Source organism: Caproicibacter fermentans (assembly GCF_009746625.1).
Taxonomy (GTDB): Bacteria; Bacillota; Clostridia; order Oscillospirales; family Acutalibacteraceae; genus Caproicibacter; species Caproicibacter fermentans.
On the sequence record NZ_VWXL01000095.1, the window covers coordinates 60030 to 83127 of the forward strand.

17 protein-coding genes and 1 pseudogene are annotated in these 23098 nt (G+C 51.0%); 11 read left to right on the forward strand and 7 right to left on the reverse strand.

From position 1 onward, the window contains the following. Positions 1-70 precede the first annotated feature (70 nt). Complete coding sequence (locus tag CAFE_RS16110; protein ID WP_066646018.1) at positions 71-1927, forward strand: cache domain-containing sensor histidine kinase; 1857 nt, start codon at positions 71-73, stop codon at positions 1925-1927. Next, positions 1905-3500 carry a response regulator transcription factor gene (locus CAFE_RS16115; RefSeq protein ID WP_066646020.1) on the forward strand — a complete coding sequence of 532 codons (1596 nt, stop codon included), beginning with the start codon at positions 1905-1907 and terminating at the stop codon, positions 3498-3500. Before CAFE_RS16110 ends, CAFE_RS16115 begins: the two co-directional genes overlap by 23 nt. A gap of 148 nt (positions 3501-3648) precedes the next feature. Here the strand turns inward: CAFE_RS16115 and CAFE_RS16120 are convergent, their stop codons facing one another. The 7 genes from CAFE_RS16120 to CAFE_RS16150 all read right to left on the reverse strand — a co-directional run bounded on the left by CAFE_RS16120 (position 3649) and on the right by CAFE_RS16150 (position 13255). Continuing rightward, positions 3649-5331, reverse strand: a complete 1683-nt coding sequence (locus tag CAFE_RS16120; protein ID WP_066646026.1) for a glycoside hydrolase family 13 protein — start codon at positions 5329-5331, stop codon at positions 3649-3651. A 53-nt stretch (positions 5332-5384) separates the two neighbouring features. Then, entirely contained in the window at positions 5385-7055 is a 1671-nt protein-coding gene (locus tag CAFE_RS16125; RefSeq protein WP_139104086.1) for a glycoside hydrolase family 66 protein, read from the reverse strand. Between the two features lie 28 nt (positions 7056-7083). Continuing rightward, on the reverse strand, positions 7084-7914 hold the full coding sequence (locus CAFE_RS16130; RefSeq protein WP_066646028.1) for a carbohydrate ABC transporter permease: 831 nt from the start codon (positions 7912-7914) through the stop codon (positions 7084-7086). A gap of 9 nt (positions 7915-7923) precedes the next feature. Then, positions 7924-8847: a carbohydrate ABC transporter permease gene (locus tag CAFE_RS16135; RefSeq protein WP_156991195.1), complete on the reverse strand. Its 924-nt coding sequence runs from the start codon at positions 8845-8847 to the stop codon at positions 7924-7926. A 48-nt stretch (positions 8848-8895) separates the two neighbouring features. Continuing rightward, positions 8896-10713, reverse strand: a complete 1818-nt coding sequence (locus CAFE_RS16140; RefSeq protein ID WP_156991196.1) for a glycoside hydrolase family 66 protein — start codon at positions 10711-10713, stop codon at positions 8896-8898. A gap of 117 nt (positions 10714-10830) precedes the next feature. Next, positions 10831-12153 carry an extracellular solute-binding protein gene (locus CAFE_RS16145; RefSeq protein WP_066646031.1) on the reverse strand — a complete coding sequence of 441 codons (1323 nt, stop codon included), beginning with the start codon at positions 12151-12153 and terminating at the stop codon, positions 10831-10833. A 94-nt stretch (positions 12154-12247) separates the two neighbouring features. Then, positions 12248-13255: a LacI family DNA-binding transcriptional regulator gene (locus CAFE_RS16150; protein WP_066646038.1), complete on the reverse strand. Its 1008-nt coding sequence runs from the start codon at positions 13253-13255 to the stop codon at positions 12248-12250. A gap of 359 nt (positions 13256-13614) precedes the next feature. Here CAFE_RS16150 and CAFE_RS16155 point away from each other — a divergent pair, with 359 nt between their 5' ends. From CAFE_RS16155 to CAFE_RS16195, 9 genes and pseudogenes are all read left to right on the forward strand, one after another. Beyond that, a complete protein-coding gene (locus CAFE_RS16155; protein WP_066646040.1) occupies positions 13615-14388 on the forward strand; it encodes a creatininase family protein in 774 nt (257 codons plus the stop codon). A gap of 49 nt (positions 14389-14437) precedes the next feature. Continuing rightward, positions 14438-15520, forward strand: coding sequence for a M42 family metallopeptidase (locus CAFE_RS16160; RefSeq protein WP_156991197.1), 1083 nt, complete (start codon positions 14438-14440; stop codon positions 15518-15520). Positions 15521-15538: 18 nt separating this feature from the next. Then, on the forward strand, positions 15539-17119 hold the full coding sequence (locus CAFE_RS16165) for an ABC transporter substrate-binding protein (RefSeq protein WP_156991198.1): 1581 nt from the start codon (positions 15539-15541) through the stop codon (positions 17117-17119). A 118-nt stretch (positions 17120-17237) separates the two neighbouring features. Continuing rightward, complete coding sequence (locus CAFE_RS16170; RefSeq protein WP_066646046.1) at positions 17238-18176, forward strand: ABC transporter permease; 939 nt, start codon at positions 17238-17240, stop codon at positions 18174-18176. Positions 18177-18191: 15 nt separating this feature from the next. After that, on the forward strand, positions 18192-19046 hold the full coding sequence (locus CAFE_RS16175; protein ID WP_066646047.1) for an ABC transporter permease: 855 nt from the start codon (positions 18192-18194) through the stop codon (positions 19044-19046). Positions 19047-19051: 5 nt separating this feature from the next. Next, positions 19052-20068, forward strand: coding sequence for an ABC transporter ATP-binding protein (locus CAFE_RS16180; protein ID WP_066646048.1), 1017 nt, complete (start codon positions 19052-19054; stop codon positions 20066-20068). Position 20069: 1 nt separating this feature from the next. Beyond that, positions 20070-21125 (forward strand): ABC transporter ATP-binding protein, encoded by a 1056-nt coding sequence (locus CAFE_RS16185; RefSeq protein WP_066646049.1) that lies wholly within the window; start codon positions 20070-20072, stop codon positions 21123-21125. Next, entirely contained in the window at positions 21112-22524 is a 1413-nt protein-coding gene (locus CAFE_RS16190; protein ID WP_156991199.1) for an aminopeptidase, read from the forward strand. Before CAFE_RS16185 ends, CAFE_RS16190 begins: the two co-directional genes overlap by 14 nt. 101 nt (positions 22525-22625) lie before the next feature. Further along, positions 22626-22805: pseudogene (locus CAFE_RS16195) on the forward strand (IS110 family transposase); the annotation flags it as partial. Positions 22806-23098: the final 293 nt, after the last annotated feature.

Below are 23098 nucleotides of genomic sequence, written 5' to 3' on the forward strand. Positions count from 1 at the left end.
ATTGATTATTGGTTTAATTGCTTAACGCCCGGATTGTTGGTATAATGTTAATAAGGGGGAGGCGGCGTTGATGAAAAGACGATTTTTTCACCCCTATCGCAGTTGGAGCATCCGGCGAAAGCTGCTGGTGATCATATCTCTGCTGATCGTCCTGTCCGTGACGCTGGTATCCGTATTAAGCTATAACCGTTATACGAATTACTTTACGGAGCAGACCAAAGAACAGACCCAGCAGATCATCGATCAGATCAGCATGAATGTGGATACCTACCTGAAAGAGCTTTTTCGGCTCAGCCTGACGCCCTATTACAATAACAGTGTCATGGAGGAACTGGAAAGTCAACCCCAAAACGATATGGAGAAGCTGGAAAAGCAGCGAAAAATCGAAAATTATCTGGGCTCCGTCATGATCTTGCCCCGCGACGATATTTTGCGCGTTTATATTCTGACGAACAGCGATGTTTACTCCAATGTAAAAACGCCCTATAACATGGCGGATTACCTTGATTACACGAAATCCTCGTGGTATCGGCAGGCCATTTCCACCCAGGAACAGATTTTTCTTCCCGTCCATTCGGAAAAGGTCTTCGGAAACGACAAAACGCAGATTTTTTCCTTTGTTCAGAGCCTTCGAAGCAAAGAGGATAATTCCAGGGTTCTCGGCGTGATCAAGGTTGACGCGAATTACGCGGGAATTAAAACCATTTGCGATAAAGTTCAGTTGGAGGACGGCAGCGCGCTTTTTATTATCGACCAGGATAAAAACATTATCTACCAGAACAGCAGATTTACGGTCGGAAAGCTGGATGACCCAATTTATCAGGCTGCTCTGGAGACGGACGGAAGCACGATTTCTTTAATTGACGGGACAAAATATGTCATCAACACTTCCACCCTGAGTACGACAAGCTGGAAGATCGCAAAAATCAGTTCTTACAACCAGTTAAACCGGTATTTTTTGGAAACCAGGAACGCCGCGATTATCGCTGCGCTGGTCTGCGCGGCCGCTGCCGTTTTTGTACTGGTCCTGTTTGCAAACAGCTTTTTAAATCCTATTTTTACGATCGTCAGGCGGATGCGGGAGGTGCAGGACGGCGACCTGTCGGTGCAGGTTCCGGTGAAAAACCATGATGAAATCGGGTATCTGACCGAATCTTTCAACACGATGGTAAACAGGCTCCGGCAAACGGTGCGCAAAAACACCCGGCTCGTCAAGGAGGTCTATCAGTCGCGCTATCTGCAGAAGGAGGCGCAGTACAACGTGCTGTGCAGTCAGATTAAGCCGCATTTTTTGTATAACACGCTCAATACGATCAGCTTATTGATCAAGTGCGGGGAGCAGGACGAGGCAATCCGCAGCATAGAGGATTTTTCGTTTTTTCTCCGGGGAGTCATGAACACAGACAAGGACATTCCGCTGTCTGCGGAGCTAAAGCTGGTGGATGCTTATCTGAGTCTGCAAAAGACCCGGTATGAAGACCGCTTTTTGTACCGGATTGAGATTCCGGAGCAGTTTATGAAGTATGAAATTCCTGCTTTGACGCTGCAGCCGATTGTGGAAAACGCCATTATTCACGGCTGTGAGCTGAAACGGGGAAATTCCGTCATTCAAATCGGCTGTAAAGAGGAGAAAAACAGCTTCGTGATTTTCATTGAGGATAACGGGAGAGGAATGGAACAGCCGCAGGTGGAAGAGATGAACCGCATGTTTCGGGTTCCTCCTTCTCAAGTTTCTGACCGGGGAGAGGACGTTCTGAACGAAAGCATTGGGCTGATGAATGTGAATTCCAGACTGCAGCTGAAATTCGGGGCGGAATATGGGATCAGCGTTGCATCAAAGACCAATGAGGGAACTTGTGTATCTTTGCGTATGCCGATCAACGGCAGGAAAGGAGAGCGGACCGATGTATTCCTTAATGATTGTTGACGACGAACCGTTGATGGTGAAGTATTTTAAAAACAGTATTGAAAGGATTGCTCCGGAGTGGCAGGTTTCCGGCATTGCGCTGGATGGCCTGCAGGCAGTTGAATTGCTGCAGCGGCAGAGCTTTGAGCTTGTGGTCACGGACATTCGGATGCCGGAAATGGATGGCCTGGAGCTGGCAAAATTTATCAGCGAAATCTATCCTCAGACCAGAGTCGTGATTATTTCCGGTTTTGATGATTTTGATTATGCGCAGAGGGCCATTCGCTGCGGCGTTTCGGACTATCTTTTAAAACCGATCAGCGATCAGAGCATCGCCGATACGCTGAAGAAAATTTCCGAGCAGATCCGCTCGGCTCAGTCAAAACTCTTTTCGGAGGATTTCCTTTTCAAAGAGGAGAGGCTGACGGATCCGGAGCTTCGGTCCCGGTTTTTGAGTTCAGTGATTCATCAGGAAAGCCCCAACATGAAATCGATTTATTCCGTCATGGCAGGCAAAAAGATGGAGCTGCTTCAGCAGGCTTATTCTTGTGTGGGGATAATCGGAGTCGATTCGGCTGCTTTAATGACCGAGGGAAAAAGCTACCAGGAAACGGAGTCGTATCAAATGCGCTTGAATCAGACCTGCATGGAAAACTGCAAAGACGACCCCAACTCCGCGGTATGCTACTGCGACGGAGACAACACGGCCGTTTTAATCTGTTCCCGGGAAAAAGAAGAGATGCTCGAAAAGGCTCGGCGGTTTTACAAAGAGGTGCGTTCCCAAATGGAACGCGACTATTCTGTTCCGACACTAAACGCGATTGGTACGGTGGAACATGATATTCTGTGCCTGCGGAATTCCTATGAAGCCGCGTCGCAGAATTTCATCCTGGCTTTTTTGCAGCAGCCGGGGCTCTCTTCGGGGGAGGACGGACGGAATCCCGCCGACGGCTTTGCGGGGCTCGCGTCTTCGGTTTATTCCGACTATATATCTGGCAATGATTCCGGGATTTACGCCGGTCTCAAGGATTTTTTTCAAGGTTTGCCGGACGATGCCGACCCTCTGGTTTCCGCGCGTTTTGGCCTTTCCCTTCTGCAGCAGATCTGTAAGAAGGGCAAAGTCAAAAGAAATCGTTTGGAAAGAGGTTTTCAGCAGCTTGCGCTGTCATGGCAGAAAACGCGCGGCAAGGCGGCGGGAGATGGAATGGCGGACGCGGTTTATCAGGCGATCCTTGCGCTGAATCAGGATGAAAAGCTTCAGCTTGCCGATGACGGCAATCATTTGGCGGAACGGGCCAAAGAATATATTGCCGCCCATTACAGCGAACCGATCAGCCTTACGCTGATCGCTGAAAAATTAGGGGTTTCGTCCAGCTATTTAAGCGATCTGTTTCACAGGGAAGTGGGGGAGCCTTACTCCAAATTTGTTACCCGGGTCAGAATGGAACAGGCAATTATGAGAATGAAGGCGGACCCAAACAAGAAAATCTATACATTAGCCGCGGAGGTTGGGTTTATCAATTCCAAGCATTTTAATTCGGTCTTTAAGAAATTCTACCATGTTACTCCTACGGAATACTTTAAAACCCTGTGACACCTTTACAAAATAATTGCAAAAAATGCGCCTTGAGCGGGCGTTAAAACCCGCTTTCAGGCGCATTTTCATGTTGTTGGACCCTGCTGCTTCGCGTAGTTTGCTGTCACAAATTCATTTTAAAGCACTTTGTTTCGAGCGTTTCGGTTCAGCTTAACAGATAGACGCGGCTTTCGAAAGGAGGAAGATCCATCGTTTTCGAGAGAATTTGGTTTTCGCATGCCGGATCATTTGAAATGAGCAGAGATCCGGATGGGCCGACGGAATCCGGAAGCCTGACCTGCGCGGCTTCTTTGCTGAAATTCAGAACAATAAGCAGAGTCTTTTCATGATACTCTCTCTCAAAACAGATGACCTGTTCGTGGTTTTCCAGCAATGGGCGGTAGGAACCGTAAATCAGCGCCGGGAATTTCCGGCGCAGCCGGATCATTTTCTGGTAATAATGAAAAACGGAGTCCGGGTCGGAAAGGTTTTGGCTGACATTGATCCGGCGATAGTTTGGATTGACCGGGATCCACGGCTCGGCCTGGGAAAAGCCCGCGTTGGGAGTATCGTCCCACTGCATGGGGGTTCGCGCGTTGTCGCGGCTTTTAGCGCGGATGTACCGCATGACCCGAGCCTCTTCGCCCGGATACCGGTCGTTCAGCTCACGGTAGGCGTTCAGCGTTTCAATATCGCGGAACTGCGCGATGTTCTGAAAGGGGACGTTGGTCATTCCGATTTCCTCCCCCTGATAGATAAAAGGCGTTCCCTGCAGGGTCAGCAAAAGGGTCGCAAGCAGCTTTGCGGATTTTTCCCGGAATTCTCCGTCGCTGCCGAACCGTGAAACGGAGCGCGGCTGGTCGTGGTTGCCAAAGTACAGACTGTTCCACGCTTTTCCGTCCAGCTCCGTTTGCCAGCGGGTGATGATTTCTTTCAGGTCGCGCAGCGCAACCGGCCGGTCGTTCCATTTTCCGTTTTCGTTGCCGCCGAGGTCCACATGCTCAAACTGAAAAACCATATTCAGCTCATGCCGGTCAAAACCGGCATATTTTTGCGCGTCCGCCGTTGTGATTCCGCCGGTTTCTCCAACCGTCATCACATCGTATTTGCTCAGAACCTCCCGGTACATTTCCTGCAAAAACTCATGGACGCGCGGCCCGTTGGTGGTGTGTTTCCATCCGTCTCCGTACTTTTGTCCGGGCGGAACCTCTCCGTCGGGAAAACGCTGATCTTTGGAAATGGCGTTGATCACGTCCATCCGGAACCCGTCGACGCCCTTCTCCAGCCACCAGGTCATCATATCGTAGACATTTTTTCTCACCTCAGGATTTTCCCAGTTTAAATCCGGCTGCTTTTCGGCAAACAGATGCATGTAATATTGTTTTGCGGATTCGTCGAATTTCCATACGGAGCCGCCGAAGACAGCGCCCCAGTTGTTGGGCTCCCTGCCGTCTTTTCCGTCTTTCCAGATATAATAGCCGCGGTACTGATTCGCGGGTGACTGCCTGCTCTTTTGGAACCATTCATGCTCGTCGGAGGTGTGGTTTACCACAAGGTCCATCACGATTTTCAGGCCCTTTTGATGGGCCTGTGCGAGCAGCTCCTCAAAATCCCGCATGGTACCGAATTCCTTCATGATTTTGCGGTAGTCCCGAATATCATAGCCGTTGTCCGCGTTCGGCGAATCGTAGATCGGGCAGAGCCAGATCACGTTTGCGCCTAAATCCCGGATGTAGTCGAGCTTTTGGATGATTCCCCGCAAGTCGCCGACGCCGTCCCCGCTGCTGTCCAGAAAGCTTCGCGGATAGACTTGATAAACGACGGCTTCTTTCCACCATTTCTTTTCCACTGACTTAACCTCGCTGTCGTCATAATTTTTTGCCTATGATCCCTGCATTGACGTTAGGGTAATTTTACCTTGATCGCAATGACGTCCCAGATTTTCAATTCCGGAACTGAAAATTGAACCGCGCGGCACCCGTTCTCGCGTATACTGCGGGTGAAATTCAGCGCTTGACTCTCTCCGTGATTCAAATCGGGCGACATCAGGCGCACCTCCTCCACGTCCTCCGCGACCAGCGCGTCAACGTGGATTCCTTTCACAAAATCGGGCGATTTTTCCTGGGCACGGTTCCAATCCATGTGGTCGATCCCGGTAAAATTGACCAGGTGGATCACCCGGTAAGCCGCCGTGTGTTTGATTTGGGTCCAAACGCAGCCGGCCTTTGGAGTCGTTGAAAATTCGGCCCCGGCAAACAGATAATCTTCGTTGATTCCGCCGGTATGCGTTCTGGTGTCGTCGACAAGAGAAAGGTCGAAAAGGAGCTCTTCGTATGCGGTGATAAAATCGTAATAGTCAAGCATTCGCGAGACAAATTCCCCGCTTTGCAACCGGCAGTAATCAGAATAATATGCCTGTGTCAGCAAACCGTTTTCTTCCCCGAGCAGAAGATGGAAGCCTCCGCTTGAAAAGATTGTCGCCATCGCAAGAAAGGCGGTCCACATGATGTTTTGAGGATCGTCACAGCCCGCGAAGGGAAGCAGATATGCGGCCAGAATCACCTGTTTGTCCGGCGCCGCCTTCTTTGCGTCGGCGATTAATCGGGTTAAGTCGAAATAGGTGTCGTTGGGGGACCAGACTTCGATATAAACACAGTCCTGATCCGTATCCGCAACGGCGTCGGCCGGCCAGTTGTTAACCGCGTTAAAAATGGCCCCGCAGCCCGGCAGGGCCGCCTTTGTGTCGTTGATCAGCGCGGGAAAATCTTCCCGCAGCTTTCGGAGCCTCCATTTTCCGTTCTTTTTGGCGTACGCCTCCTTGGGAAAGCCGTACTGATCCATATGAATGCCGTCAAAGCCGAATTCAACCGCTTTTTTATATTCGCCGAGAATATGGTCGTGCCATTCGCTGCCCCTGCTGATATCCATAAAATAGATGCGGTCGATAAATTTCATCGGCTCGCCGTGCCCGTCATAAAGAGAGCATTCCGGGTGCTCCTGACGGTACTTTTCGGCTCCGTAAACGGCGCCGTAAGCGAAGGCTTTCATGCCGTGGCGGTGTGCAAGCCCGATTTTATTTTTGACCGCGTCCATGGAAGAGGCTTTCCCCATAATATCCGTAAAATCGCTTTTCGGAGGGAAAAAATCGTCATGCCGGTACATCCAGTCGTAAAACTGGATGACATTCAGATGATAACGGTTCATCTGGAGAATGTCCCTGTCGTCCGTGAGATTTTCTTTCTCAAAATCGGATAAAAAGCCGTATCTCGGAGCGTACCTCCAGTTTACCGCCCTGTCGCACGCGGTGGTTTGCCGCGAGACAACCGTCTCACCCCGTTTTTGGATGGCCTGCACCCAATATCCCTCCATGCTTCCCCGGCTGTTTGGAGGAGCGTATTGAAACAACAGGGTTTTCTGAACGGCTTTCTCTTCTTCAAAGCAAAGCCGGCCCAAATGAAACAGCCGGATTTTCACTGTGTCGTCGGAAGAAAATCCCTCCTCGACATGGACTTCGAAAGCGAGGGGTTCGTTCATGGAAAACTGAGCTTTTAGTGGTGTGATGTCTCGAATCATATGGTTTGCCTCCCGTCTTGGTTTCACCTCAGCCCTTCACGGCGCCTTCGCCGCCCGCGGACTGAACAAGATTTTTTTGTACGATAATAAACATAATCAGCTCCGGAATAAACAGGAGGACGGAAGCTGCCATCACCGTTCCCCATTCGGTTGCGTGTTCCCCGCGCAGCAGCTGCAGGGCCACGGGCAGGGTCCATTTGTCGCTGTCTTTTATAAAGGTCAGAACGGTGAAAAAATCACTCCATATTCCTGAAAACACCATAATGCCGAGGGTTCCGAGAGAGGGTTTGGAAAGCGGGAGAATAATGTGCCAAAAAACGCACCAGCGTCCGCCGCCGTCTATGATCACCGATTCTTCAAGCTCATGGGGGATGTTTTCAAAGAAGCCCCGCAAAAAGAAGGTGTTGCCGGCAATGCCTCCGCCGACCATCAGCAGAAGAATCCCCGTGTAGGTGTTGACCAGATGCATTCCGCTGATGACGGAATACTGGGCAATCAGGTTTAACACTCCCGGAACCATCATGGTAAACAAATAAAGGTTGAAAATTAATTTTTTAAACGGGAAATCGAACCTTGCAAATCCGTATGCGGACATGGAAGAGATGAGAAGAACGCACGCTGTTACAACCGTTGCCAAAAACACGCTGTTAACAAAGTACCGTAAAAAATTGTCCTCTTCTATGACCTTAACGTAGTTCGAAAAATTGACGGAATCCGGCAGTATTTTCGGCGGGTAGGGCAGCTCGTACATCGCCTGACTGAAGGATGTGCTGATCATTGATAAAAACGGAATGAGCGAGATGATGACAAAAAGCCATAGAAATAGGTATTTTGCACTTTGACCAAGTCTGTGTTTCATCCAAGCCACCTAGTTCCTTTCATATTTAAAGAACTTATCTCTAAATATCGTCAGCAGCAGAATCGAAAGCCCTGTGATGACGCTGATCGCGCAGGCATAGCCGAAGTTCATGTATTTGAAGGCCTGATTGTACATGTAGTTCTGCAAGACATCGGTAGTTCCGATGGGGCCGCCGCTAGTCAGCATATAGACGGCAAAGAACACGTTGAAGGAACCGATAATCAGATTGATCAGAACGAAATACGTTGTGGGCCGGATTAAGGGAATGGTGATTTTTAAAAATTTCTGCGTTTTGGTCGCGCCGTCTATTTCGGCGGCTTCATAAATATCCTTTGAAATTCCCTGCAGGCCCGCCAGATAAATAATCATCACCCACCCGATGCTTTTCCAGATACCGAAAATCCAGATGACCGCGTTCGCGGTCCAGGTGCTTGAGAACCAGGCGATCGGCTGCTGTAAAATATTCAGCTTCATTAAGTAGTAGTTGACAAGGCCCGCTTTTCCGTCGGAAAACAGATAGAGAAAGATGATACTGACGACGATCCAGTCGATGAGAACCGGAAGGTACAGAATCGCGCGGAAAAACGTATTGAACTTTTTAACGCCGTTGATCAGAACAGCCAGGATGAGTCCGATCAGCATCCCGGGTGGAATGGTGAATACGCCGTACAGGATTACGTTGCGAAAGGCAATCCAGAACTTATCTTTTTCATCGCCGACAAAGGCCTTGGCGTAATTTTGGATTCCCACAAAGACGCTGTTCGACGGCTGCATGATGTTATATTCCGTTAAGCTCATCCAGACGTTTTTAATCTGCGGATAGATGACAAAAATGCAGACGAAAACAAATCCGATGAGGATAAACGGAGCAACCGCGATCAGCTGGCGCGCGCCTTTGCGGAAAGACGTTTTTTCAATCGAGTTTTTATCCATAGACACACCTCCTGATAAGACAACCGAGTAATTGCTTGAGCCGGACGATTATGCCTGCGTCTGCACGACAAGCATATCCCAGTATTGCAGGGAAGGAATGTTTACACTTAGTTTTCCATTTTTTACGGAAAAGTCAAGAGGAAACATGCTTCCGCCCTTGATATCCGGCGACGCCAGGAAAACGCTTTTGACTTTGCCGGAAAAATCGTCCAACTTCAAAGTAAAGGCGCCGAGCGCTTTGGGGTTTTCACAGCTTGCCGTATCGTCGCGCCATTGCTCGTCGGACCTCGACAATAGATTGATCAGATGAATGGTTTCGCACGCTCCGTTTTTGGAACCGAAAACCCAAACGCTGCCCGTGTCGGCCGAATCACTGACGGGATAACCGTCAATCTCCGCGGTGAGATCCGACCAGCTTTTCTGGCCATGCAGAATATTTTCATAGGCGGTCAGAAAATCGTAGTAGCTTCTTAAATCATTTTTCAGGTGGTCCGATAAAATCATTTTTTGATTCGGGAAATACTCGCTTGAAAGCATCCCGGTATCTCCCAGTTCAAGGTGGGACCCGCCCGCGGCGAAAATAACGGCGTCTGTCAGTTTGACCGCGTTTTCGTTGAACTCCCGGCCGGACGCTTTGTAATTCATATAAGCGGCGATTACAGACGATTTCTTTCCCCCGGAAAGCCGTGTGTTATCATCCACTGCGTCTTTCAGGCGGCTGTAGGTCGGGTAGGTGTCGGGCCAGACTTCGGTGTACAGAAAGTCCGTGTCCGCTTTGGCGGCTTCGCCTGCTCCGTACCCGTTTACCGCGTTCATTACGATCCTTTTTTTCAGAGCCTTTTTTGCCTGGTTTAAAAAACCGGTGTACTGTTCGTCCAGTGAAATCCTGTTTCCATCGTAATCATACCGAATTCCCCGGTTGCCCAGCGTATCGACATGGAAGACGTCGAAATTGTAAACTTCAAAAGCATCTTTCTCCCGTGAAAGGAGGTCGTTTTGCCAACCCGGGCTGCCGGGATTCATCAGATTCAAATTGCTGGCCCAGCTGGCCGGAAGCTCGTGCGTGTCCTGCAAATCATGCTCGGGGTCCTTATAGAGCCCCCATTCTTTTTGAATGCCGCGCTTTTCGTAATCGTTGTACGCCGCGAACATCAGATTGTAGTTGCAGGCCATCATGTTTCGGCTGTGGCAGGCCTGAATATAGTTCTTCACGGTTGATGCGAAAGTGTCGCGGTTGGCGATATCTTTCCATTCTTCCGCCGGATTTTGTAGGGTGCCGGCAAGCGGCTGGTCGTGGGAGTTCTGCCAATCATAAAATTGCAGCCCGTTAATGTGATATTTGCACAGCCAATCCACCGTGTCCTGAGTCTGTTCCTTCGTCATTTCACCGTAATTGCACAGGTAACCGTAACGGGGGAATTTTTCCCATGTGGACGATACGTCGACCGCGGTGTTTTTCTGGTCTTCTATTTGATTGCCCGATACGGCCAGAACCTCTACCAGATAGCCCGTGTAATCCTCCGACGGCGGAAGCCATGCGGCTGAAACGGACTTTTCCTCGCCCTTTTTCAGCCCGACTTTAATCTCCTGTGTTTTTACCGTCTGATCCAGATGTTTAAAATTCAGATGGAGCGTTCCTTCGAAGTCGCTGCCCGTCTGATTGTTTAAAGAAAGGGTGAAGTGGACGGTTTCCTTCGGACGGTACGCCGATTTGTCCGTGAACACATCATGGATCAGTTTGCTCTGGGCCGCGTAAGAATCCGTCGGCTGAATCTTGACCTGATTGCTTTGGGAACAGCCGAAGACGAGAGTGAATAATAGGAAGCCCGACAAGAGAATCCAGATCATTCTGCTGCTTTTTTTCATAAGAACCTTCCCCGTCAAAAAATATAGTAAAATCCAGCCTGCCGCCCCGCCGCTGCGGAGCGGCAGGCTGATTTGATTCAGGATGGCGCGGCTTGTTCGGCCGTAATGGAAAAAGCTTTATGAATTCTTCGCGAACAGGTCGTCGAGCTGCTTTGCCAGCGCGTCCAGATTTTCTTTTACGGTGCCTTTGTGGCGGAATGCCTTTTCAAAAGCAAGGCTGATGTCGTTATCCATTTCCTCAATCGACGGATTCGGAATCCTTGCCCAGGAGGTTTCAAGCTGCTGCATATAAATTTTGAAAATCGGGTTGGAGGTCAGCTCGGAGTCCTGAGCCACTTTTTTGTTGACGGGATACTGGTTTACCTCAAGCGCCATGGTCTTCTGGGCATAATCGGAGAACATGAATTTCATGAACAGCCAGGCTGCTTCCTGATTTTTGCAGTTCTGGAACATGACCATGTCTTCGCCCCCGACCACCGAAATGCTTTGGGAAGTGTCGGCGGGCATTTGCGCATAGGTATCGTTGTCGGTTGTCTTTTTATCCTGCAGGGTATAGAACCACGGCCCGTCGTTCACCATCATGTAGCCGTCGTTTGCTTTCAGGCCGTCCCATGTTCCGGGCTGACCGTTGAGCATGCACTTGCCGATCAGGCCCTTGTCGTTCCATGAAACCAGCTTTGTCAGCGCCGCGATACTCTCATCGCTGTTGACATATCCGGTTGCCTTTGTGTAGCCGTCGTCACAATATTTTCCGCCGAGCGACAGAAAATACGGTGCCATGCTCCACATACCGGTTCCGGATATACCGATCAGCCCGTTTGGATGCCGGCCTTTGATTTTTTCAGCCGCTTCGGCTAATTCATCCATCGTTTTCGGCGCCGCGCTCAAGCCCGCGTCCTGTAGATCGGCATTATTATAGATTGCGATCGTCGTATTGGTATCGAGAGGAATACCGTAATATTTCTCTTTCCATTTACACGTGTTCAAAGTAGCCTCATAGCTGTTGGACTTGATGTCGCTGAATCCGTCCATGCCGTCGACCGCAACGAGAGCATTTAAATTTGCAAACTGCGGAACCCAGGTAATATCCATCCGCATAACGTCCGGCGCGGAACCGCTCGCCGCCGCCTGTAAAACCTGCTGCTTAAAGTTATCGGTCGGCATGGTGACCGATTTGATTTTGATATTCGGATACTCCTGATTGAATGCCGGGATAATTTTTTCGTTCAGCACCTTCGCTTCTGAATTTGCGCTGTAGGTATGCCAGAACGTCACCGTAGCCTTTATGTCTTTTGTTGATGTCGCCGACGCCGTACCGCCCGACGCCCCCGGAGCCGCGGAAGCAGCGCCGGAAGAACCGGACGAGCATCCTGCCATCGACGCTGCCATGACGGACAGCGAAAGGAATAGTGCCGCCAAACGACTTGCTTTGTTTTTCATAACAGCAACCCCCTGAAAATAATAGAATAAAACTTTGAAAAGTGCCTGACAAAGGAATAAAGGTAATCGTTTACGTAACCGGACCAAAAAAGAATCAGACCTTTTTGACCGAATCGCGTTCAACGATTTCATAGGGAAGGATTTGATTCTCCGCTTTTTTTCCCTGCTCCATTTCGTTTTGCAGCATATGAAAGGCCTGCTCCCCCATGGGGTAGAGAGGCTGTGAAACCGTGGTGAGGGGCGGAACCGCCATTTCTGCGGTTCTGGTGTTATCGTAGCCGATCACAGAGAAAGCATCGGGCACTTTTAACCCGGCTTCATACGCAGCGGAAATTGCGCCGACGGCGACCTCGTCGCAGCAGGCCACAACACCGGTGAAGCTTTCGCCGCTGTTCAGCAGATCCTTTGCGGCCTGCAGTCCTGTTTCATAGCTGAAGCGGGTATACTGGACCAGCTTCGGGCTGTAGGGAATCCGGTTGTCTTCCAGTGCTTTTCGGTAGCCCTTCAGTCGCAGCACGCCTGCGACAACGTCATCCTGAGAGCCCGCAAGCATCGCGATGTTCTTATGACCTTTGCTAATCAAATATGTAGTTGCGGCGTAAGAGGCCTTGAAATCGTCCACCCTGATATAGGGAATGGAATAGCGGGAGGACAGAGTGGAAACCAGCACGCAGGGAATTTCACATTCTGCCATCAGCGTGTCGATCTTCTCATCCGGAGGGAGGCTGCAGCCAATGATACCGTCCACCTGGCGCTCCGCCAGCATTTTAATATATTCCTGCGTTCTGTTCCCGGAAATCCCCACATGGCAGACCATGACGCTGTAACCGCAATTTTGCGCCGCGTCCTCGATTCCGTTTAGAATTTTGACGTAAAATGTGGTTTCCACCTGAGGAATCAGAACGGCGATAATATTTGTCTTTTTCAGTTTCAGATTTCTGGCCACAGCGTTAAACTGGTAACCCAGCTCGGCGATTGCGTTGCGTACCCGTACTTCCGTTTCGGCGGAGAAGCCCGTAAGACCGTTCAATACACGGGAAACGGTAGCGACCGAAACATTTGCTTTTTCAGCAACGTCTTTTATAGTAGGATTATTTAACATTTTACCTATAATCTCCATTACGTAATCGTTTACCGACTATTAAAATATCACTAATACTTTCGAATGTCAAGAAGAAATTTTAGGAGGAATTGAAAGAGAAGTCCGCCGGAAGGCTTGCGGCTTTTTTACCGGCGCCTGATTGATTTTTCCGTTTACCTGCTATTTTGAATTAATGACGATGAAAAATTGCAGAATGTATTGACATCAGGACCAAACAATTATATAATAGTAATCACTTTATAAATATAAAAATAATAATGTTTTTACTATCTTATTAAAAAGAAAGCAACGGTGCTTTCCCAAAAGCGAGGGGAGACCGCTGCTTTTTTTAATAATTCAGAAAAGGAAGGAAATTACAGATGAGATTGGCACATATCTCCTGGGTGAAAGCAGAAGAGTACTTCCGCAATAACGATATGATCGTCATAGCGGTCGGCAGCAACGAATGTCATGGAAAACATATTGCGCTTGGTACGGATACGCTGATCCCCGATAAAATTCTGGATTTGATCGAAGAAAAGTCGGATGTTATGATCGCGCCGACTTTGCCCTACGGCGCGTGCGACGATCTTTCCATGTTCCCCGGCACCATAACTCTCGGCACCGACGTGCTGTACAGCGTTCTGAAAAAAATCGCGGATGGCTTTTTCAGGTTCGGGGTTCGCCGGTTTGTATTTTTGAACGGCCACGGCGGGAATATTCAGGTGCTGGACCGCATCTGCTCCGAGCTGCATCAAAGGGGCGCGCTCGCGGCGGAGCTGAACTGGTGGCTGATGGCGTGGGAATTGAATCCTGCATGGAAAGGCGGACACGGCGGCGCGGAAGAAACGGCGGCCGTCATGGCGGTGAACGAGTCTTTTGTGGACAAGAGCATGATCGGCCCGATGGAGCTGAAAAACGATATCGGCGAAAATATGATCACCACCGGATTCCGCTCCGTACAGTATAAGGGCGTAACGGTCCAGTTCCCGCGTTATGTGAAAGAATACGCCGGCAACGGATGGATCGGCCCGGACCATCCGGAAAAGGCGACTCCCGAATGGGGCCGCGAAATGCTGCAGGCTACTGCGGACTATATTGTTGATTTTATGGGAGAAATGAAGAAGCTGAAACTGCCTCAGCCGATCGATTGAAAAAGGTTTTGATCAGATAACATAAATATAGAAACTGGAGAATGAATGCATGCAGCCAAAGGAGCAAAATTTTTTAAAACTTGCTGAAGATTTATCCAATGCAAAAGGAGCTTCCGGATTCGAGGACGAGGTCCTCGCGGTAGCCAGAAAATACGCCCGGGATATTGCCGAAATTCAGGAGGACAGTGTCAGAAACTTATACCTCAGGCATGCAGGAAGCACGGGGAATAAGCCGGTTGTAATGCTGGACGCTCATACGGATGAAGTATCGTTTATGGTCCAGGCGATCAAACCGAACGGAACGCTGCGTTTTATTCCGCTGGGCGGCTGGCCCGTGAATTCCATTGCGGCCCACAGGGTTTTAGTCCGAAACGCCGAGGGAAACTACATACCGGGCATTACCGTCAGTAAACCGCCCCATTTTATGACGGAAGCGGAAAAGAAAATGGAAAACGATATTTCCAATATGGCGATCGATATCGGGGCCATGTCGAAAGAAGACGCGGAACAGAGATTTCACATCCGCATGGGCGAGCCGGTTGTCCCCGACGTAACTTTTGAATACAATGAGGAAACAAACCTGATGTTCGGCAAGGCGTTTGACTGCCGGCTGGGCGTCGCTTCCGTGATCGGAACGATGAAGACTCTGGTCGGGGAGAATCTGGACGTCGATGTAGTCGGCGCTCTTGCCTCCCAGGAGGAAGTGGGGACACGCGGTGCAAAGGTAACGTCCCGCACGGTTAAGCCGGATATTGCGATTGTATTTGAGGGTTGCCCCGCGGACGACACGTTTACGGAAGATTACATGATTCAGACTGCGGTAAACAAAGGCCCCATGCTCCGTTTCATCGACCGCGCGATGATTACGAATCCGAGGTTCCAGCGTTTCGCGCTCGATCTGGCGGAACAGCTCGGTATTCCGGTGCAGACCGCGGTGCGTACCGGCGGCTCGACCAACGGGTCGCAGATCCATTTGTCCAACAGGGGAGTCCCCGTGATTGTAGTCGGCGTTCCGGTTCGCTACGCGCATACGCATTATGGCATTTCGTCCTTGTCGGACTGCATGAACGCGATTCGGCTGGCAACCGAAATTATCAAAAGACTCAATCAGGATCTCATAAAAAGTTTTTAGTATTAGAGGTGGCGTATTATGAAAAAGAAGATCACAGGGAAAATCGCGCTGATTCTTGCGGCCTGCAGCATTGTCGGCTTATCCGGCTGCTCGGGGCAATCCGCTTCGTCCGGCGCGGCGGCGGGCAGTTCGTCCGCGGCAACGGAGTATGAGGACACCGTCAACATCGGCCTCGCCGGCGACCCGGCGTATCTTGACCCGGACCAGTCGTCCATCGGCCCCACGGAAGCAACCGTGATGCAGCAGATTTACCAGGGGCTGGTTACGACCAGCGCGGACAGCACATCGATTGAACCGGATCTGGCGACAGACTGGAAAATCAGCGACGACGGCCTGACTTACACCTTCAACCTGAAGCCGGGCACCAAATTTTCGGACGGAACGCCCGTAAAGCCGGAGGACTGGGTCTGGTCGCTGACCAGAGCGCGCGACTGCGACACCTCCGAATACCGTTTTATCGCGGAAGAAATTAAAGATGTGAAGGCGGATGAAAAGACCGTTACCATTACCCTGAAGTACCAGTGGGCTCCTTTCCTGGCGGACCTGTGCAACTTCAACATGGTGGTGGGCTGCAAAGCCTATTACGACAAAGTCGGCGGGACTGAGTACGCGCAGAAACCCCTGGGCACCGGCCCGTATATGCTGAAGGAATGGGTCAAGGGCAGTTCGCTGACTCTGGTCAAAAATCCAAACTACGCTGAGTTCGGCTACCCCAAAACATCAACCCTAAAATTCACGGTGATTCCGGACGACAACACCCGGCTCATGCAGCTTCAGTCCGGACAGCTCGACGTTGTGGGAGACGTACCGTATTCTCAGGTCGACACCATTCAGAAGGATCAGAATCTGAAGGTACAGACTTTCAAATCCACGCAGATCCGCTACTTGATTCTGAACACGACAAAAAAACCGCTCGATAATCTGAAAGTGAGACAGGCAATCCTTTATGCGACCAACAAACAGGAAATCGCCAACCTGGTTGCGACAAAGTACGGCCAGCCGGTTGCCTCCGTCCTTTCCGAGTCCCAGGGCAAGTGGTTTAATTCCGACCTGAAGGTGATAAATTACGACCCCGAAAAAGCAAAAGAGCTGCTGAAAGAGGCCGGGTTCCCGAACGGCGTGACACTGACCATCAGCGTCAGCTCCGGGTCACAGGTTTACCAGCAGATTGCGACTCTGCTCAAATCCGAATGGGAAAAAGCCGGCATTACCGTCAATATTGAGCTGCTGGAAAAGGCGGCGCTGAGCAATAAGTTCCAAAGTCTTCAGCATCAGGCCACGGTATTGCAGTGGGTGGACGACATTATGGACCCGTCCGAGGTTTCCGGCTGGATTGCGGATTATGACCAGAGTCATGCGTGGTACACGGGGCTGAAGGATCAGGCGCTGGACGACCTGAACGCGCAGGCCAGCAAAGAGATGGACGAAACCAAGCGGGTTACAATGTACAAAGAGATTCAGCAGAAGATTTCCGACAACTCAAATGTAATTCCGCTGTTCCGGAACGATTTTGTTTACGCAACATCCAATAAGATTCAGAATCTTGAAGTAAGTCCGTTCAGCGTCATGAGGCTCAAAGACATCCAGAAAACGAAATAGTTCAGTGCTGTGAAGCCAATTTGGAAGGCGAAAAGCGAAATAAGTTTGTGAAAAGAATTTGTGAAGGACCGGGAAGCGCCTAAGACTTCCCGGTCCTTTATAAAAAGGTGCCATACATATGAATCGATTAAATTATATCATCAAGCGCATTCTGCAGATTATTCCCGTTCTGCTTGTGGTCTCCATTCTCATCTTTCTCATGCTGCGCTTTATTCCTGGCGACCCGGCCCGTCTGGTGCTGGGCGAGAAGGCAACAAACGCGGAAGTGGCGGCCATGCACGAAAAGCTTGGTTTGAACAAATCGCTGCTGGAGCAGTACTGGATTTATCTCAAGGGAATTCTCACATTGAATCTTGGGGATTCGCTGAAATATCAACGGCCGGTGATCGACCTGCTGAGGGAGCGTACCGGCGTGACACTGTTGCTGACGCTGGTATCCACGCTTTTTTCACTCATTGTCAGTTTTCCGCTCGGCTATTTTGCGGGGATGCACAAAGACAGGCTGGGCGACCACGTGATACGTACGACCGCGCTTGCGGCGATCGCGATGCCGTCGTTTTGGGTCGGGCTTTTGCTGATGATTGTTTTCGGACTTTGGTTCCGCGTGCTGCCCGTCGGCGGCTGGGGCGCCACGCTGCCCGATCAGCTGAAATGCTTGATTCTGCCGGGAATCACACAGTCATTAATGACTTCCGCCCTTCTGATTCGAAATATCCGCAACTCCGTGGTTGAAATCAATCTTCTGGACTATGTGGATTTTGCCCGAAGCAAGGGGATTCCGGAAGGCGAAGTGAAGAACAATCACATTCTGCGCAACGCCATGATTTCGACTGTGACCCTGCTGTCCATGCGGATGGCTTATATGCTTGGCGGCAGCGTCATTATCGAGACTGTCTTTTCCCTGCCCGGAATCGGCGCGCTCACGACGGAAGCGATTTTCTCGCGCGACTACTCGCTGGTTCAGACATTGGTTTTCCTTTTTGCTCTTCTTGTACTGATCATCAATCTGCTGACCGACATCCTGTATTCATTTCTTGACCCGCGGGTGGAATTTTAAAAGGAGGACCGCAAGATGTTTAAATCCAAGATCAAAGAACGGCGTCTCACAAAGCGGCCCGCCTGGCTGAGAAATCTGTCCTTCCTCACCGGAGCGGTCATCGTGCTGTTCGCGGTGGTCGTCGCTCTTTTTCCTCAGCTTTTTACTTCCCACGACCCTCTTGAGGTGAACGCCCTTGCCGTTTTGCAGGGTCCTTCCGGCGCGCATCTGTTTGGCACCGACAATTACGGACGCGATGTTTTTTCGCGGGTTGTATGGGGAACGCGGATCGACCTGCTGCTCGGCGTGCTCGGCACGGTCATTCCCTTTGTCGTCGGCTGCATTCTCGGCCTTCTTTCCGGCTATTTCAGCGGGGTTCTGGACAATATCCTGATGCGCGTCATCGATATTCTGATGGCGTTTCCGTTTATCGTGCTTGTCATCGCGATTATGACCGTGCTCGGTCAGGGAATGATCAATGTTTACATCGCTCTCTGGGTCGTCGGCTGGATTTCTTATGCAAAGCTGGTTCGCGGCGATGTTCTCGTGCTGAAAAATGCGGAATACATTCAGGCGGTTAAAATCGCGGGTTTCAAAAACAGCAGAATCCTCCTGCGCCACCTGCTGCCGAACGTGATTAACGCGGCGGTTGTTTTCGCAACTTCCGACATCGTGCTGAACATGCTGACCGGCGCGAGCCTGAGTTTTATCGGCCTTGGCATTCAGCCCCCGACTCCGGAATGGGGCGCCATCATGAACGAGGGCCGCGGGTATATCAATATCGCCTGGTGGATTACTCTTTTCCCGGGACTTGTCATGGCGGTCACCGGAATCGGATTCAGCCTCTTAGGGGACGGCCTGGCCGATTTCCTGCGGACAAAAGGAAGGTGACGGCGATGGAGAATTTACTGGAAGTCAGAGATTTAAAGACTTATTTTTATACGCAGGACGGCGTGGTAAAGTCGGTTGACGGGGTCAGCTTTTCCGTGCGCAGGGGCGAGACGTTCGGGCTTGTGGGGGAATCCGGCTGCGGAAAAAGCCAGACCTGCCGGTCCGTGCTGCGGCTGATTAAAAAACCCGGCAAGATTGTCGGCGGCCAGGTTTTGTACCGCGGGCGGGATCTTGTCAAAATGAAAGCGCGTGAACTGCGGAAAATCAGGGGAAAAGAGATCAGCATCATTTTTCAGGAGCCGATGACTTCTTTAAACCCGGTCCTGAAAATCCGGAAGCAGATTTACGAGTCCTTCGAGGGGCTGAACCTTTCCAAGCAGGAAAAGAACGACCGCGCCGTGGAATTGCTGAAACTGGTCGGAATTCCGATGCCGGAGACGCGCCTGGACGAGTACATTCATCAGTTCAGCGGCGGAATGCGCCAGCGGGCGATGATTGCCATTGCACTCGGTTCCAACCCGAAGCTGCTGATTGCTGACGAGCCGACCACGGCGCTCGACGTTACCATTCAGGACCAGATTATGAAGCTGCTGAACCGGTTAAAACAGGAGCTGGATATGAGCGTGATTCTGGTTACGCATGATCTGGGCGTTGTCGCGCAGATGTGCGACCGTGTGGCCGTCATGTATGCCGGTATGGTGATGGAGATGACCGATACGGTCACACTGTTTGCAAAGCCGCGTCACCCCTACACCTACGCGCTGATGTCGTCGCTCCCGGACCAGAGCAAACGGGGAAGCCGCTTGGAACCGATTCTCGGTTCTCCCCCTGATCTGGGGAATCTTCCGCAGGGCTGCCCTTTTGCCCCGCGCTGCAAATTTTGCCGTGACATCTGTAAAAAGGAATTGCCCCCGCTGGTGGAGGTCGAGCCGGGTCACATGAGCCGCTGCCACCTGAAAAAGGACGAAACAAATTTCAGCGGGATTATTTCCGTCCCGGACGCAAGGGGGAGAAAATACTGAAATGACACGGAAATTGAATGATCAAACGGCCCAAAAGGTGCTTGAAACCCGGAACCTGAGCAAATGGTTTGCCCGGAAATACGGAATCGCGGACCGCATTTCCGGGAAACCGCAAAAGTATGTAAAGGCGGTCAGCGACGTTTCCATCCAGATTTACCGCGGCGAAAATCTGGGCCTTGTGGGAGAGTCCGGCTGCGGAAAAAGTACCCTGGCAAGAACGATCCTTCGTCTGTACGAGCCGACGAAGGGGAAGATTCTGCTCAATGGAACCGACATTACCGGTCTGCGGGGGGAAGAATTGAGAAAAATTCGTCCGGCCATGCAGATGGTCTTTCAGGACCCCTATTCTTCCCTGAATCCCAGAATGACGGTCTCTGAAATATTGTCCGAAATGCTTTCCGTTCACCATGTTGTTACGAAACAGCAGATTCCGGAACGGGTGAAAGAGCTGCTTGACATGTGCGGGCTTGGCTCGGAGGCCGCGAATCGTTTTCCGGGAGAATTTTCAGGCGGCCAGCGGCAGAGAGTCGGAATCGCGCGGGCGCTGTCTCTGAATCCGGAATTTATGATTGCGGATGAACCGGTTTCCGCGCTGGACGTTTCCATTCAGGCGCAGATCATCAACCTTCTGGGCGAACTTCAGCGCTCGCTGAACCTGACGATTCTGTTTATTTCCCACGACCTTCATGTGGTTCGCTATATTACCCACAGAATCGTCGTGATGTATTTGGGGTCGGTTGTGGAGCAGGGCGGGACGGAACAGATTTTTCAACAGCCCCTTCATCCTTACACGGATGTTCTGATCAAGGCGACGCCCGGATTAAATCCGTTAATGAAAACAAGGGAATACGCGATTACCGGCGAGCCGCCGAGTCCGGTCGATATTCCGTCGGGGTGTGTTTTTCACCCCAGATGCACACGCTGCAAACAGAAGTGCAAAACGGAGGTTCCTGCGCTCAGGGAGGTTTTGCCGGGGCGTTTTGTCGCCTGCCATTATCCCTTGACGGAAGAGCAATCCTGTGCGGAGAAAGGAGCGTCGTCAGATGCGAAAAAGTAATGACGCGGCGGATGTCAAAAAACTGTCTGAAAAACTTCTGAGGAGCGGCAAAAGCCCGCGGATTTCGGAAGAGCTTTGGAACGAGGCGTATGAGTACGCCGAAGGTTATAAGGCATTTATGAACGCCGTGAAGACAGAGCGGGAGGCGGTCGTTTATGCTGTCGATTTGGCCAGGAAAGCCGGATTTTCCGCTTTTCAACCCGATAAAAAATATGCGCCCGGTGACCGTGTGTATCTGAATAACCGCGGAAAAGCGCTGCTTATGGCAGTCATCGGCCGGGACGGCTGCCAAAACGGCGTGCGCATTACGGCGGCTCATATCGATTCGCCCCGCCTTGACCTGAAACCCCATCCGTTGTTTGAAAAAGATGGGCTGTCTTTTTTTAAGACGCACTATTACGGCGGGATTAAAAAGTACCAGTGGACGGCGATTCCGCTTTCTATGCACGGCCGTATTGTCCGCAAAGACGGGACGGCCGTTGATATCAAGGTCGGGGAAGAGGACGGAGAGCCCCGCTTCTGCGTCACGGACCTGTTGCCTCATCTTGCCGATGAACAGATGACGAAAACCATGGAGAAGGGGATCGAAGGGGAGAAACTGAATCTGATCAACGGCAGCCGTCCTGTTTTCCCGGAAGAGCCCTCTCTGGAGGGAAACCGGGTTCGGCTGAACGTGATGAAACTCCTGAACGAAAGGTATGGGATCACGGAAGAGGACTTTGTTTCCGCGGACCTTGAGTTTGTCCCCGCGTTCCCTGCGGTGGATATCGGCTTTGACCGCAGCATGGTCGGCGCGTACGCGCAGGATGACCGCGTCTGCGCTTATCCGGTGCTGATGGCAACTTTAAATACCAAAACTCCGAAAAAGACGGTCGTTGCGGTCTTGGCGGACCGGGAAGAAATCGGAAGCGTGGGGAATACGGGGCTGAATTCTCATTTTCTGACGGACTTTATCGAGGATTTGGCACAGGCAGAGGGACTTTCCGCACGCCGTGTCCTGGCTGGATCCCAATGCCTTTCCGCCGATGTGGCAGCGGCTTACGATCCGAATTTTTCGGAGGTATTCGAGCCGAGTAATTCCTGTTATCTGAACGGCGGGGTCGGAATCGAGAAATATACCGGCGGAAGAGGAAAGAGTAAAACAAGCGAGGCCTCCGCCGAATATGTCGCCCAACTGCGAGGCATGTTTGAACAAAACCATGTGCTGTGGCAGATGGGGGAAAACGGGAAAGTCGACGCGGGCGGCAGCGGAACTGTTGCAAAATTTATCGCGGCGCTCAACGTAGACGTCATCGATCTCGGCGTGCCGGTTCTTTCCATGCATGCTCCGTTCGAGGTAGTCTCTAAACTTGACCTCCTGATGACCGACCGTGCGGTGCGGGCATTTTACCAGGAATAGAGCGTTTTTGAATCTGAAATCAAAAAGCCGTAAATCGATATTTTATCGGTTTGCGGCTTTTTGTTGTAATACGAAAACTCCCGGCTGCGCGGGAGTTCAAAGCTGTCGAGATACGCGAGTCTGCTAGAACTCCGATTGGCTCCATGATGCCGGCAAAGTCGCTGGAGTTGCGGCATACCATCCACCTTATCCGGGAACTGGACGAAGAGATTAAAGAAATTGAAGCGGAGATTCAGCAGATCATGGATGATCTGCACTCTCCCATTACGACGATTCCCGGAAAACATATCAAGGAGAGCAACCGAAATGATTTACAGATTATCATGATCTTTATTTTTTGCCCATTTGGATAGATAATGCGGGCAGTCCATCACGGCAGCCCGGTAACTCTGTTTACAGCCTTTAACGCATTTTCGGCACAAGGCAAGTCCCAAACTGTGCACGTCCTAAGAGTTCTGACACGTTTTCGGTTTCAGGGCAGTGAGCTGCTGGTAAACCGGCTTGTTATCTGCATACTTCTGCCACATGGAGAGACGCTTTTCCAAGTCATCGATCTGGCGGGCGATGGCGGCAA